This is a genomic window from Bartonella sp. MM97QHHN (genome assembly GCF_042194285.1).
GTDB lineage: Bacteria > Pseudomonadota > Alphaproteobacteria > Rhizobiales > Rhizobiaceae > Bartonella.
The window spans coordinates 24,463-38,846 of record NZ_JBHIMS010000092.1 but is presented as its reverse complement, the minus strand read 5'-3'; the positions used below and the strand labels follow the sequence as shown (position 1 = coordinate 38,846).

The 14,384-nt window shown below is 36.6% G+C and carries 10 protein-coding genes and 2 pseudogenes; 3 read left to right on the top strand and 9 right to left on the bottom strand.

Annotated features, from left to right (window positions below):
- Positions 1-1,001 precede the first annotated feature (1,001 nt).
- From ACFIJW_RS07655 to ACFIJW_RS07640, 4 genes and pseudogenes are all read right to left on the bottom strand, one after another.
- A pseudogene (locus ACFIJW_RS07655) lies at positions 1,002-1,790 on the bottom strand (autotransporter outer membrane beta-barrel domain-containing protein); the annotation flags it as partial.
- Positions 1,791-2,323: 533 nt separating this feature from the next.
- The gene (locus ACFIJW_RS07650) at positions 2,324-3,295 is read right to left on the bottom strand and encodes a WD40 repeat domain-containing protein (RefSeq protein ID WP_375633825.1); all 972 of its coding nucleotides are present in this window, start codon (positions 3,293-3,295) and stop codon (positions 2,324-2,326) included.
- 10 nt (positions 3,296-3,305) lie between these two features.
- A complete protein-coding gene (locus tag ACFIJW_RS07645; protein ID WP_375633824.1) occupies positions 3,306-4,334 on the bottom strand; it encodes a CobW family GTP-binding protein in 1,029 nt (342 codons plus the stop codon).
- Between the two features lie 21 nt (positions 4,335-4,355).
- Positions 4,356-5,099, bottom strand: a complete 744-nt coding sequence (locus ACFIJW_RS07640; protein ID WP_375633823.1) for a creatininase family protein — start codon at positions 5,097-5,099, stop codon at positions 4,356-4,358.
- 1,466 nt (positions 5,100-6,565) lie between these two features.
- Here ACFIJW_RS07640 and ACFIJW_RS07635 point away from each other — a divergent pair.
- Complete coding sequence (locus tag ACFIJW_RS07635) at positions 6,566-6,922, top strand: hypothetical protein (protein WP_375633822.1); 357 nt, start codon at positions 6,566-6,568, stop codon at positions 6,920-6,922.
- Positions 6,923-7,730: 808 nt separating this feature from the next.
- Here ACFIJW_RS07635 and ACFIJW_RS07630 read toward each other — a convergent pair.
- Complete coding sequence (locus ACFIJW_RS07630) at positions 7,731-9,065, bottom strand: NAD(P)H-dependent oxidoreductase (RefSeq protein WP_375621599.1); 1,335 nt, start codon at positions 9,063-9,065, stop codon at positions 7,731-7,733.
- Between the two features lie 163 nt (positions 9,066-9,228).
- Here ACFIJW_RS07630 and ACFIJW_RS07625 point away from each other — a divergent pair, with 163 nt between their 5' ends.
- Entirely contained in the window at positions 9,229-9,708 is a 480-nt protein-coding gene (locus tag ACFIJW_RS07625; RefSeq protein ID WP_375621600.1) for a MaoC family dehydratase, read from the top strand.
- Positions 9,709-9,879: 171 nt separating this feature from the next.
- Here ACFIJW_RS07625 and ACFIJW_RS07620 read toward each other — a convergent pair.
- The 4 genes and pseudogenes from ACFIJW_RS07620 to ACFIJW_RS07605 form a co-directional block, all read right to left on the bottom strand.
- Positions 9,880-10,178 (bottom strand): annotated as a pseudogene (locus tag ACFIJW_RS07620) (integrase); the annotation flags it as partial.
- Positions 10,179-10,619: 441 nt separating this feature from the next.
- Entirely contained in the window at positions 10,620-11,279 is a 660-nt protein-coding gene (locus tag ACFIJW_RS07615) for a methionine ABC transporter permease (protein ID WP_375609233.1), read from the bottom strand.
- A complete protein-coding gene (locus tag ACFIJW_RS07610) occupies positions 11,272-12,306 on the bottom strand; it encodes a methionine ABC transporter ATP-binding protein (RefSeq protein ID WP_375612288.1) in 1,035 nt (344 codons plus the stop codon). The genes ACFIJW_RS07615 and ACFIJW_RS07610 overlap by 8 nt, the downstream gene beginning before the upstream one ends.
- A gap of 27 nt (positions 12,307-12,333) precedes the next feature.
- On the bottom strand, positions 12,334-13,152 hold the full coding sequence (locus ACFIJW_RS07605; RefSeq protein WP_375618539.1) for a MetQ/NlpA family ABC transporter substrate-binding protein: 819 nt from the start codon (positions 13,150-13,152) through the stop codon (positions 12,334-12,336).
- A 505-nt stretch (positions 13,153-13,657) separates the two neighbouring features.
- Between ACFIJW_RS07605 and ACFIJW_RS07600 the strand changes: the two genes are divergently transcribed.
- Positions 13,658-14,296: an SH3 domain-containing protein gene (locus ACFIJW_RS07600; RefSeq protein ID WP_375633821.1), complete on the top strand. Its 639-nt coding sequence runs from the start codon at positions 13,658-13,660 to the stop codon at positions 14,294-14,296.
- The last annotated feature ends 88 nt before the right edge of the window (positions 14,297-14,384 follow it).

Genomic DNA, 14,384 nt, shown 5'->3' with positions numbered 1-14,384 from the left:
GAGATGTCACTTATCAGCATAGATTTAAGAAAATTGGTTTTTCTGGAACGAGTTTCTCTGCTGGATTGCGCCACCTTTTTTGAAGAGGTGCAATATGTATTTTTAGTTAAAAGGCAGAAGATTTTCTGCCTTTTAATGTATTGAAATTTATTTTGCCTCATCAATATGGTTATTTTTTTGATATAAAAGATTACAATAGATGCTTTCTTTTATGCGATGAGAAATTTTTCTAAAATTTTTGATGTCAAGATATGAGGACAGATTTCATTGTGAATATGAGAAGTTTAAACGCTGAATGCTTGTGGCATAATCTTTCAAAAAATGCGATATTGATGATTGTTTTTGTCCGTTTCTGTATTAATTTTTATAGATCATAAGTTTAGTCTTTATGAGTTTTATGCATTGTTTTGAATTTTGTTTTAGAACTTTATTCACGTTTATATCATTTAATACGCATATTATTTGTTTCCTTTTTTAGGATTTTTACTTAAGAATTTTGGATAAATATTTATTTTTAGAACAAACAGAGGGAGTTTGAGGTCAAATTATAATAAAAGTAAAGTATGCTTTATCGTGTTGTTACGGTTGTTGTTTTGTAAATGATAGGTGGCAGAGAAATTTCGATAAGATACAGGATATTATTTTTATTGCGGTCATGCGCGGATATCATCATTCTTTTTTCAGCATTCAATATTTGCGCAGATTTTAGCACTCGAGAATGTTCATAAGAAGCAATTCACCTTTTTTCAAAAGTCCTTCTTTGCATGCCAGCTTCGTTTGTGATGGACAAGGGGTTAATTGATTAAATATAAACAGGTTTGAAATGAAAGAAATTTATAATATTCAGTTTTTATTCAATATGTAAAATGATGAGTGAGCATTCTGAATTATTGCATGAAATTTTCCTAAATCAATATCACGCGCCTGATTAAACTGAAGATGCTGATAAACAACCTGAATCTGCGGATCAAAAACAACACCTTTATACCCTGTTGCAAACGTTCTACCANATCAATATCACGCGCCTGATTAAACTGAAGATGCTGATAAACAACCTGAATCTGCGGATCAAAAACAACACCTTTATACCCTGTTGCAAACGTTCTACCACTCGTTAAAGAATCGCTAAACTGTTTACCCTTTAACGCCACAACCTTACCCCGTGCAAGGGTCAAAACATCACCCTTAAAAAGACCATACGATACCACCCCATCCATATAAAAACCCCTATCATGCTGCAAATTTCCATAAGCCCCAACAGACCATTTATTAAATGCGCTCTTTTTGCTTTGTTCAACATCCTGAGGGTGTAGAGAAAGGTTTCCATAGTTTCCCAAAACTCCAAAGAATGTACGACCATATAAACTCTCAATCTCGTTTAACAAAACACCTGCTTGAAATGCATTATAATCGAGCTCAGCACCATAGCCATATTCAAAAGCAGATAAATTGGAAGCATAATGATGGCTCCCCCCATAAGCACGCAGAAAAAAGGCTGTCTTTTTATCATCTTTCCCAAAGAAATGAAAAGCATTCCGCATTGTCTCTAACGACTTATTTTGCGTGGTCATATCCACTAAACCAGCATGAAATAAGGCATTTGGCAAAAGAAGATAAGTTGGAACCTGTGGAACAACCGCTCTAATTTGGAGATTAGACTGAACATCAAGCGGTATAGAGAGATTAGACGAAGGATTAACAGGGGCAAAAGACCCAGAAGGCTTTGGTTTAACAAGGGCAGAAGGAGAAGGAACAGAATCCGGAGATGAAGGAGATACCGTAACAGAGGGCGGTAATAGAAGCTCCATGAAATGATTATTAGATGGAATTTTCTAGGCAAGAAACTGAAGTGTAGAAGGCTGCTCGTAGGAAACTTTGCCCTTTAGAAGGGGAAATCAAAAAATTTTTTATTTAGGAAAATAGTGTTGCATTCCCTTCTTCTGATCGTAGGAATAAATCGTTGTTTTAATGATGATATCAGCTATTTTTTGCCAAATTTTTAAGAAAAATGCTTTTGTGGAAGTATGTAGCCTATATAGATGTTTATAGGGAGATGGGGGGGAGGTCTTGAGGGTGATGTTTTTATTCTTGTATGGGGGTAGCAATGTTAAAAGGTCAAAAAACATGTTTAAGGTATTTTCTTGTCTAAAGGGGGGGAGGAAAGGAAGAGGGAAGATTTAATGATTACGAAGATTTTAGGAGATTTTGGGGGGGAGATTAGGGAGATAGGATTTCTGAGAGCTCTGGAGATGCACGGGGATAAGATTTCTGGAGGATTGTGTGGGCATTTTTTATAGGCGATAATTGCGCTTGTCGGTGTAATTTAATCAGCGATATTGATTATACCACATTCACCATTTTCGCTACCGAAGGAGAGGTTTTGCCCTGCTTGATCCCAGTTAAGTGCTGAGATAGCGCTTTTCCCACAACCTTTTAGAAGGACTTCTTTTCCATCATGAAAATGTGCCGCTAAAATCATTCCATCATTGAAGCCTATTGCTACAATTTCTTTGTTTGGGTGGCATGAAACGGTGCTAACAAGTGCATTTGCTCGTGTGCCTAGTTCTAGTGGTGTTTTTCCTATGGGGCCATCTTTTGTATGAAAGGGCCAAACAATTGCGGCAGAGGCACCTGATGTTGCTAGCCATTTTCCTTTTGCGCTCCAAGACCAGCTTTTGACTTTGCTTGGATAGCCACTCATGCGGAGGTGCTGATTATCAGTGAGACGCCAGCCATGCAAGGCGTTTTCTTGCATGGTGGAAATGACATAGCGGTTGTCTGGTGAAAAGGTGACACTACAATGAGCTCCTTTCCATACCAATGTGGTGGGAGATATTTGCGTTGATAACCAATGAAGAGTGACTCCATTGTAATGGGCAACGGCAAGTCGCAAACCTTTTGGGGCAAAAGCAAGGCCTTCTACACTGCGTTCATGTGTGAGCTCTTGTCGTTCTTTTCCAATATGCGCAAATGCGAGGCGTGAAGAGGAAAAAGCAAAAGCTTTTTGTGGACCAAAAGCAACGTTGTTTATCCATTTGCGTTCTTTTTGGCTTAACAATTCCGTGTGATCTGCTGCGGTTGTTTGACAGACTTTTCCATCTTCTCCACCGGTGATGATCGCGGTATTGTCATGGGAAAAATGGCTTGAAATTATTCCTTGGTGAACTTCAACGATTTGTGGGGTTGGATTAAAAAAAACAATGAAACCTTCTACGGAAACAAAGGCTGGTTTATTGCCTATAAAACCGCAGGAAAGGCAGTAACTTTTGAGATCATAATGGGTAATGTTTGGCATTATCACTCACTTATGCGCAATTTTCAAAACCAGTTTTTAATTTTTCAGCATCAAGAGAGCGTCCTATAAAGACAAGGCGGCTTTCTCGTTTTTCATCTTCACGCCATGGGCGTTGATGTTGTCCTTCAAGAAGCATATGTATCCCTTGAATGACGTAACGATCATCGTCTCCTTGAAAGGCGATAATGCCTTTAAGACGCAAGATATCAGGCCCTTGTTGCTGTGTAACCTGCTGGATCCAAGGGAAAAACTTTTCTGGTTGCAGAGCATCTGTTTTTAAACTTACAGAAGTGATGGTAATATCATGAATGGTGGATGCGTGATGATGGTCATGATGACAATCGGGACCGCACACATGGTTGGCATGTTGGTGTGCATGTTCGTGATCGAGAAAATGAGGTTCATGATCGAGAGTCCGTTGGAGATCAAAAAAACCACGATTAAGGAGTGTCTCAAGAGGGATATTGGTGCGCTGTGTTGTATAGAGTATAGCGCGAGGATTAATGGCCAGAATAAGGGATTCAGCATGGCTGCGTTCTTGTGGGGTGACAAGATCAATCTTATTTAAAAGAATAATATCCGCGAAAGCAATTTGGTCTTCAGCTTCACGACTTGTTTTTAATTGAGAGGGAAAATGCTTTGCATCAACGACTGCTATGACACTGTCGAGAGCTGTTTTTTCATGGATAGTATCATCCATGAAAAAGGTCTGTGCTACGGGAACGGGATCAGCAAGCCCTGTCGTTTCTATAATGATCGCATCAAATCGATGAGAACGTTGCATCAGACTTTCCAGAATGCGAATGAGATCACCACGCACGGTGCAGCAAACACAGCCATTATTCATTTCATAAATTTCTTCGTCTGATTCAATGATCAGGTCATTATCAATACCAATTTCACCAAATTCATTGACAATGACGGCATAACGTTTGCCATGATTTTCATTGAGAATGCGGTTGAGAAGGGTGGTTTTCCCAGCACCAAGATAGCCTGTGAGAACCGTAACGGGAAGTTTTTTGGGGTGTATCGTTTCCATGGAGAGACCTTTTATTGTTCTTTATTGCCATGTGTTTATGTTAAATCGATTGATATCATCAAGTAAATCACGAAGCTGAGACAGAACATGAGAAAAGATTGCTTCACCGGCTTGTGGTGTTGCTTTGCTTGCATTTCCTGCTGCACCTTGCGTGTTCAGATCTCGCATTGTCCAACCAAAGGCATGAGGACCATAAGCACGTAAATACCGATAATTGGCAATCATATCCGCTTGTTTATTATGAAAATTTTCTGCCTTTTCCATATGGACTTTTTCTGGTGCTAAATAGAGCATGAGAGAGGTTTCGATAAAGCCTCCATGGATATCAAGATGTTGTTGAGATGGCTCCATGAGACCTTGTGGTAAACCAAAACGGCTCCAGCTTGTTGCTACAGCGAGCATGGAAAGGCGCCTTCGTAATTCGGTGATAACAATGCTCATTAAAGGTGAATTTCCTCCGTGAGCATTGAGAAGAAGAAGACGGTTGATCCCTTTGTGATAACAGTTTTCACCAATCTTTATCCATCGCTTAATCGCATCAGAAAAGGTAAGGGTTTGTGTACCTGTAACATCCATATGTTCTATAGAATAGCCAATCTTTTCAACCGGTAAAAGTGCGATATGAAACTGCTCTTTTGTTTGTAAAGTGAGAGCTTTTGCAAAAGCTTCAGCTATAATCCAGTCGGTTTCGAAAGGAAGGTGCTCTCCGTGATATTCGTGTGCGCCCAAAGGTAAAAGAGCGAGAAAAGGCCTGTTAGATACCATAAATTATTGCCTAAAAGAGAAGTTAACATAGACAAAGTGATCGAAGGTGCTGTCACTATTTAATCTATCTATAAGAGAAACGCAAATAGGCGTCTTTTTACATCACATATGGATGCATAAAAATGAGAGCTTTGTTAAAAATAGAGAAGCTTTTATTGAGCAAAGCCAACGCAATTTTTCTGTAATATGAGGCAATATTTCTCAAGATAGTTATCTTTTGTAATTATTTCTGATGTATATTCTAATTTTTAATAAGTAAATATTCATACATATTAAATTCTTATACATCAAATAATGAAAAATATTTTCATTATTTATTGAAATATGTAATTTTTTAGTAAGTTTATCTATTCCTTTTATTTAAAGCATTTAATCAATTCTTTATTATTATTTATTTTGCACAAATTGCAGACAGTTATGTGAATATTGCCAAAAATTTCTTTCAAAGAGAATTATTTTTTACTAATACAGAGTAAATATAATTACTCAAAATATAAATAAGGCTGCGCTCTACAATATTGACGAAAAATATGGAATAACTTTTATGAAAATTAAGAAAGAAAGTTTTTTCAGTATTTTGGGGGATCATCTCATTTTTCATGACTCTCTTTTTATGTAATTTTAGGTAGTTTTTTGGTGCTCTAGTGTTGCTTATAATATTTTTGTAAATCTGATAGATTTATTTATTTTATGCGTTTGTTTTGTTAGGTTTGAAAGTCAATATTTTGAGTTTTTTATGCTGTATGAGATAAAGGAGCTAAATTACCTTTTTGAAGATGCTATGCACTATTTTCTTTATATATCAGTAAAAGTTGAGAATCATTTTATTAATGTCTTTTCTATTTGAAAATAGAGATCTTAATTTCTTTTTACATTTTATAACTGTTTTATAGAAAAATAGTACACTATTTAAAGTTGTTTTATTAGGATAGATTTGTTTTAGATCAAGTTTTTATTCGATACTAATTTTATTTTTCAATATTACTGATAAGTGATATAATAAAAATCCATTAAGTACTATTTCATTTTTATATTTATTGAAATAATAGACAATCATATATCATTATATTGGAAGTTTTAAATTTTATAGTTCTTTAAAATTAATTACATTTCAAATTATTTATAAAAGCTCTATTATATAATTTTTTAAATGAATTTGTTTCGTAATATTTCTTATAATAATAAATTTAACAAATTATTATTATTTTTAATTATAGCAATAAAAATAAAAAAATATTACTGTTGGTATCTTAAGTTATTATTGCGTAAAAGGAATAAATTATTTTTATCATTTATTGTTTTTTTATATTTACATGTAATACATAATGTGTTATATTATAATAACAAAATTACATATAATATTTTATTATGTGCAATTATATAAATGATTAAATATAATTTTTGGTTTTTATATATGTGAATATTCTTTCATTTTTTCAGTGAAGAAAAGAGGAGCAAAGAAAGCTATGTTTAAAATATTTAAAAATCGTGTATGTTCATTTACTTTTACACTATTTATTCTCTTTTTTGTACAAACTATAGAGGGAAATGCAAGTTTTGTAAAAAATCAATTTCAAGAGAGAGTGGCAGTTACTATTTCTACACTAGAAAAAAATGTAGCTATTAAAGCTGTGGATAGAGCTGTTATTCAAGGCGTTGAGGAACAAGATGGCATTGCTTTGGGGAAAGTTGAAAAAGCTGCTGCTTTTTCAGGTGCAGCCTTTTGGGGGGGAATAGGTATTTTATCACTTCTTGCTTCTTTATGTGTTGGGGATGTATTAGGTGCTGTTGTATCTCTTTGGGGAATATTTAGTACACTTTAGTAGGAAGCTCATCGACAGAGTCGAGGATTTTTTTGTTCACTTCATTATTTTTAAAAAATAAATATTTTATTATTTATACTATACTAGATAATAAAATCACTACTCTTAATATTAAATGTAGCTTTTATTAACATTATTAAAGTTCAAGATCCTACATTTATGTTTTTTTTTACAAATTAGTGTAACCTGATTTTTTTACAGTTTATGGTTATTTTCTAGTAATAAGGATAGTATAATTACTATCTTTATCAGTCTTTTAATATTGTCTACCTTTTCTCATATGAAGATTATTCATCAAAGGTATATTTTATCCTTTTTAAATTTTTTTATCTTTCATAAGGGGATAAAATAAAGAATATCCCTATATCCATGGCTCTCATGTAATAAGAAAAATGAGAAATTATTATTTATCATTCAAATTTGTTTATGTTAAATACATCAAAAGTATTTTTTATGTATAACAAGTTGTGTTCGTGTATGGACAAAATTATTTAAAAAAAAGAGTAAAAATTCTTCTTATGAATTATCTCTAAGGTTCAAGGACTGTTGTAGTATTGGCAAATAAATGATGGTGCTGGTTTGTATCTTTATAGAGTAAAGATAGTAATACACAATGAATCTTATGCCATCTCATGGAGTGGTTTATACTGTCGCATTTACGGGACATATTGTGAGAGGAAAGTGGTAATGTGCATCGTTGGAAAATGCTTTTATTAAAACATAAACCTGTATTTGCGATAGAAGTGTATTCTGGGTTATTCTGTTGCCTAAGGGAAGGATACTGTTAAGTAAGGTAATTCAGGAGTATTTATAGCTTAGCGGAAGAAGGGCAATGAAGTAAAAGGTCTTGTTTAGCACGAAGACGTGCAATCCATTGATCTTCACGAATAGCAGTATTATGTACTGTAATGAGTTCGTTTTTTTTAATTGCAGCTGTTACTGTTGCTTTTTCTAAAAGACCACAAGGAATGGCGTGGTGAGCGCGTGCTTCTGCGATGTTCATTATCCAAGCACGATAAGTATAAAGACCGATAAAGTCTAGCTGATCACCTGGATGTAAATCTTTTTTAGCAACAGCACAGACTTCTACTACGGGATGGCTAAGAGGGACCATATCTTTTTTGCCATAAAGCATAATACGTGCGCAGGTGAGGGGAACTTCCATTGCTGTTAAATGATAGGGGCGATGAAAGGTGAAGTAAGGTCCCTGGCCAATTTTTAAATCTTCCATACGTTCGCGTAAACGTGGGTGTGCTATTTCGGCAATGACAAAGACACCAGGTGAAACACCTTGACCTATTGAATAATCTACAACACCATATTGCTGTAAAATGCCCCCATCTTGCTTTGGAATAAGCACTTTGTTTAAATCTTGTAGCGCTGCTCGTGGTCCATGCATTCCTGGGCAATCGGGAAGAAGTCCGGTGGCATTGGCAATGGCTGCCATTTCAACCATCGTTTTGGAACCATCAATAAATTCAACCAACATGCGCACATTCATATTACGCCGGAATGCTTCTTCTTCGTAAGCGTCAGGTGTAGCATCAAAGCGCAGAGGATTATTTTTTCCTTTACCCGCTACAACAATCTTATGTCCAAGGGCTGAAACAAATTCTATGAGTTCCATACAAGAAGTAGGTTCATCGCCGGCACCAAGTGTATAAATGAGCCCTCGTTTTTCTGCTTCATGTTTGAGATAAGCGCCAATTGTAACATCTGCTTCAACATTCATCATGACAAGATGTTTGTTATTCTCAAGCGCTTTGATACCAATCTCTGCTCCTGCTTCGGGATAGCCTGTTGCATCAACGATAATATCAATTTGTTCATGGCGCAAAACAAGGTTAATATCATCTGTTGCTGCAATCAAACCCTTTTCAATGCTTTGGGTGAGAGCATAAGTATTTTCAACTTCACAGACATGTCCATCTTCGCCATAGGCTAGTGTAGCGGCATCAAAAATACGTGACGGTGTCCTCGTGGCTACAGCAGCGACTGTTATACCATCCATATGCGCAATACTTGATAATAAATCTGTGCCCATTTCACCACAACCAATCAGTCCAATACGGATGGGGGGATGGTTTTCTGCACGTTGTTTCAAATCATGCGCTAAACCTGTTAGGTTCACATTGCTTGCCATTCTTTTTTCCTATTTGAAAACTATTCTGCTAAAGAACTTTTCTCATTCATAAGGTGCATTTGTTTTTAAGACAATTAATCTTTTATTCTTGATGCTCTAATCAATGGATTTTATAAAAGCAAGAGGGGTGGTTTCTTTTATCAAATAAAATAGGAATAGCGTTATGCAGCAAAAAATAACAGTACAAGATGTCACCAGTTTTATTGGGAAAGAAGTGGGATTATCGGAGTGGCGTCTTGTTACACAGGATATGATTAATCAGTTTGCATGTGCTACAGATGATCATCAATGGATACACGTTGATGAGGAAAAGGCTAAAAAGACACCTTTTGGCGGCACGATTGCTCATGGTTTTTTAACATTATCGCTTTTGTCTAGGCTCGCTTATGAAGCTCTTCCAGAGTTAGAAGGGAGCACAATGGGGATTAATTATGGTTTCGATAAAGTACGCTTCATGAGTCCTGTGAAAACAGGGGTACGGATACGTGCGCGTTTTGTGTTAGACGACGCAGAAATTCGTCCTTCTGGTCGAGTGGTTTTCCATTATGGGGTTACGGTGGAAATTGAAAAGTTAAAAAAACCAGCTCTTACAGCTCAATGGCTTATTGTTGCTGTTGTGGAAGAAAAACCTTCCAATATCTAGATTATTTGAGTGCTTTATTTTATAAAATTTTTATACAATTCTATTAGAAGTTTCTTCAATGATGATATTGAGAATAATCTATAGGATGATAGATATGGTGGAGCTATCATAGCGTTGATAGCCATAGCGGGTTGCTATCTTTCCTAGATCGTTTTGAAGAGGAGTTTCCTAATGAAGATAGTGCATTGCTTCACGCTTTTGTTTATAGCGTTCTTTAATGGGATCATACCCATCACGTAAAACAGAACGCTTCAAATGGAATATACTTGCGTTGCCAATTCACGGGTTTATTTTAAAGCAACATCTCTCAACGCTCGTCACACCCATTTCGCAATGGCGCCTGTGAATAGTATAACGATAAAGCCATTGAGCACCCCTATCTTTATGCTTGTGAAGAAGAAAATCGGCACCATCATATTATATGCTAGCCGCCAATGTTAAGACAGGTCTTGGCGCTTGAGATAATTCATAAGAGGCATGCCTTTCTTTCTTGTATAGTTTTACTCACACGGCTCTTTCCGCTTTTAACGTGCAAGCAAGAGGTTTTGGTTGATTCTATATGGAACAAATTGGGAATGAGAGGATCTTACGGTATTCAGAGTTCTCATTCAATATGAATAACGCCATATTATCATTATAAATTCAATGTGTTATCTAAGGTTGGGAAAGGTCGTGACCAATGTCTTAATTTAAAGAGAGTTTCACATACTGTGAGATCTCTTATTTTATCCCCTTTTATATTAAAGCCATTAAAACTATTTTCTTTCATGTTACAAACGGATGGGGAGAGATAAAAACTGTTTAAGAAAAAAGTTTCTAATCTCTTATGAGTGTTTTCGATAGGCAAGGGTTGGTGCACTTGGAAAGTGGCAAAGAGGATGATGGTATTGGCATGTGAAATTCTAAGTCTTTTAATGTTTTGTTTTATCAAGTTTTTGTACGATTTTATCAGAAGTCCATTGGGTTGTAATATTGAGCACGATCAAAAGGATGATGACGATGGTCATGATGAAGGTATTGTAGCGTTGGTAGCCATAGCGGATTGCCATATCCCCTAAACCGCCTCCACCAAGATATCCAGCAAGTGAGGTGGCTCCTATAAGAGAAATGACCATGACTGTAAAACCTGTAATCAGGCTAGGGAGAGCTTCAGGAATAAGAACATGTCTGATAATTTGAAGACGACTTGCACCCATAGAGCGGATCGCTTCAATGAGACCGTTTTCAACGGTTTTAAAAGAGAGTTCCGCCATGCGAGCATAAAAAGGGATAGCTGAAATGGTCAGTATAAAAATTACAGCAGGCATTCCTATCCCTCTTCCTACAACGATACGCGTAACGGGAAGAAGATAAAATGCAAGAATAATAAAGGGAATGGCACGAATACTGTCAATGATCATGCTTAAAGGGCGATTGATGAGAGATGAGGAAAAAATCCCTCCGCGTGCTGTTGTGTGAAGAAGAAGACCAAGGGGAAGCCCTATAATAAATGCCATAACAGAAGCACTAAGTGTCATCAATATTGTATCAATAACAGCTTGGGGAAGTTCATGAGACAGAACATTAAACATAGCCTAAGACCTCACAATATCGTCCTTTTTTCGTTAACCATTGAACAGCTTTTTCTAAAGCTTCTTTATCTTCTCCAGGAAGAGCCAAGAAGAGTCGCCCGATGGTTTCATCTTGAACTGTATCAATGCCACCATGCAAAATACGTGCTTTTAAACCACTCTCATTTTCTAGAAGATGAAGAAAAGGCTGCTGGGCAATTTCACCGGCAATATTAATTTCAATGACAGCTTCTCGTCCGATTGGTTTGAGATTTTTCGCAAATTTTTCAGGAAGTTGCGGGGTTACAAGCTTGAGCATAGCTATGGTTGTATCGTCTTGCGGTGATGTAAAGATGTCTTTCACACGTCCTTCTTCTACAATATTCCCCTGATTAAGAACAACAACGCGATGCGCTATGGTGCGCACAACTTCCATTTCATGGGTGATGAGCACAATCGTGAGATTGAGGTGTTTATTAATATCAGCAAGGAGCTCTAGAATAGATTGTGTTGTTTCAGGGTCAAGAGCAGAGGTGGCTTCATCTGATAACAATATTTTAGGATTAGCAGCAAGAGCGCGTGCAATGCCAACGCGTTGTTTTTGTCCCCCGGACAATTGTGCTGGATAGCAATATTCTTTCCCAGATAACCCAACCAATTCAATCAGTTCAAGGGCACGTTTGTGGCGTTGTTTTTTACTTACACCACTTAATTTAAGCGGCAATGCAATGTTATCAAGAATATTCTGCGATGAGAGAAGATTGAAATGTTGAAAAATCATCCCAATTCGCTGACGGTAAGGCGCCCATTCTATCTCTGATAGATTGGAAATATCAACACCTTCAAAAAAAATGGACCCTGCATCAATCTTCTCTAACCCATTTAAACAGCGAATAAGTGTTGATTTTCCTGCTCCACTGCGCCCAATAATGCCAAGGATTTCACCAGCATGGATATTTAAAGAGAGATTATTAATTACCGGAACACCAGCCGTTTTGTTAAAACAACGGCTGATGTTTTTTAAGGAGATAAGAGTAGGTTTTTCCATTCACAATTACTCGGATATTTGGCACAATTACCAAGATGTTTGGGCGGTATTGCCAAAAATCTCTTTGATTTTTGCACGGATAAGATCGTTGTTGTAAGCGGCAACTAATTTTTTAACCCATGGCTCATCTTTTTCGCTCGTGCGTACAACGATGATATTATCATAAGGATTATTTTTTGCGCTCTCCCATGCGACTACATCTTTTTCGAAGTTTAATCCGGAAACAATAGCCCAGTTTGTGTTTATAATTGCAAGGTCAAAATCGTCAATAGCTCGTCCTAACATACCAGCATCGAGCTCACGAATTTGCAGGTTTTTAGGATTTTCGATAATATCAAGTGGAGATGCAAGAATATTATGAGGATCTTTTAACTTAATGAGACCTAAAGAATTGAGAAGAAGTAAGGCTCTTCCACCATTAGATGGGTCGTTCGGAATACCAACATGTGCACCATCACGAAGATCTTTTAAGTCTTTTATTTTGTGTGAATAAACACCGATTGGAGCAATAAATGTATAGCCGACAATTGAAAGTTTATAGCCACGTTGTTTCATTTGTTCATTAAGATAAGGGGCGTGCTGAAAAGCATTCGCATCGATCTCTCCTGCGTTAACAGCATCATTAGGCAAAGCGTAATCAGAAAAATAAACGAGTTCAATATCTAAACCGGCTTGTTTAGCCTGTTCAGCAGCAGTTTTCCAAATAATCGCATCCCGCCCTTCCATAATACCAAGTTTGATTTTTGTTTTGTCTGCGGCCATGGAAAAAGCAGTAGACAAAAAAAGTGCAAAGAGAGAGAGGAATAATCCTATAATCCGACTACGAGAAAAATTTTTTAATGTCATATGCTTTTAACTTTCTTTTTCGAGAAATTTTTTGAGGGAAGTTTCAATATACTCTGTATCTTTTTAGGCAGATTTAAAGTTATACAAGCTTTAGAGAATATTCAATCACTTTTATTTTTAAAAGAGTATTATTTTTCCTTCTATTTTAGTTGTTTTGGGGGCTGATCATCATTTGTTCATAGAAATTCTCTGAAATTCAAATAATTAATTCTTTTATTGCAATCATTTGTTGAGGGAACCAATGCCCCTTTAAAAACTTTTGTAAGGGACAATTGGTTGAAGAACCAGACAATCAGATGATGCTTTAGCCGTAAATTCATGAAGAACATACTGCGCAATCAAGATCAAAAGGCCGTGTTCGTGTAGGCGATAAAGAGAGATTTTGTTGCAATGTTGTGGGGTTTTTGGGGGGAATAAAGGTTGCTGATCATTGGATTTAAACGCGGCAAATTTTTGCAAAGGCGAATTTTTGCCCTTCATACGTTTTAAGAGAGGAAGAAAAATAATGTTAAGAAAGAAATTTTTATCAACAATGATGACTTTATGGGCTTTAGGAGCGTCAGGGGTGGCTGTGACTGCTTTTCACGCGGAAGCTGGAACCATTACAGGAACAGTTGCTCGTGTTGCATCAGGTCAGGTATCTTTACGCACAGGCCCTGCGACAGCTTATAAAGTTATCACAATGGTTCCAATGGGAGCAAAAGTGCAAATTTATGGCTGCCTATCCAATAAAACTTGGTGTTCTCTTGGTTATCATGGAAAAGTTGGTTGGGCATCTGCACGTTACGTCAATGTTAACGATGTTCCTACCATTGCTTTTAAAAAGATGCCAGCAAAATCAAAATCCATGGTAAAATCGCCAAAAGAAAAAGTAAAACAGGCTGTTTCCGACTTTAAAGCTCTTCCGGCGATTCAAAAAACACGGAAAAATATGCAAAAACTATACAGAACAGATATGATTATCGATTCTACAGGTGTTAAAAAAAGGGATGAACGAACAATTTTAAATCCGTCGCAAAAAGCACAAGGCGTTTCTGTAAAGCACGTGAGTGCTTATAATCCTTCCTTTCCTGATAATGTCAATTACAAAAATTTTGAACGTAATGAAACGCGTTACCGTGTCGTGACCTATCCTGCTCGATAAGGGTAAAGTTAATTTCATAACCGGAATGACAAAAAGGATCAGCAGCATGAAGCAAACAATGCTTATGCTGCTGATCCTATTGTACCGT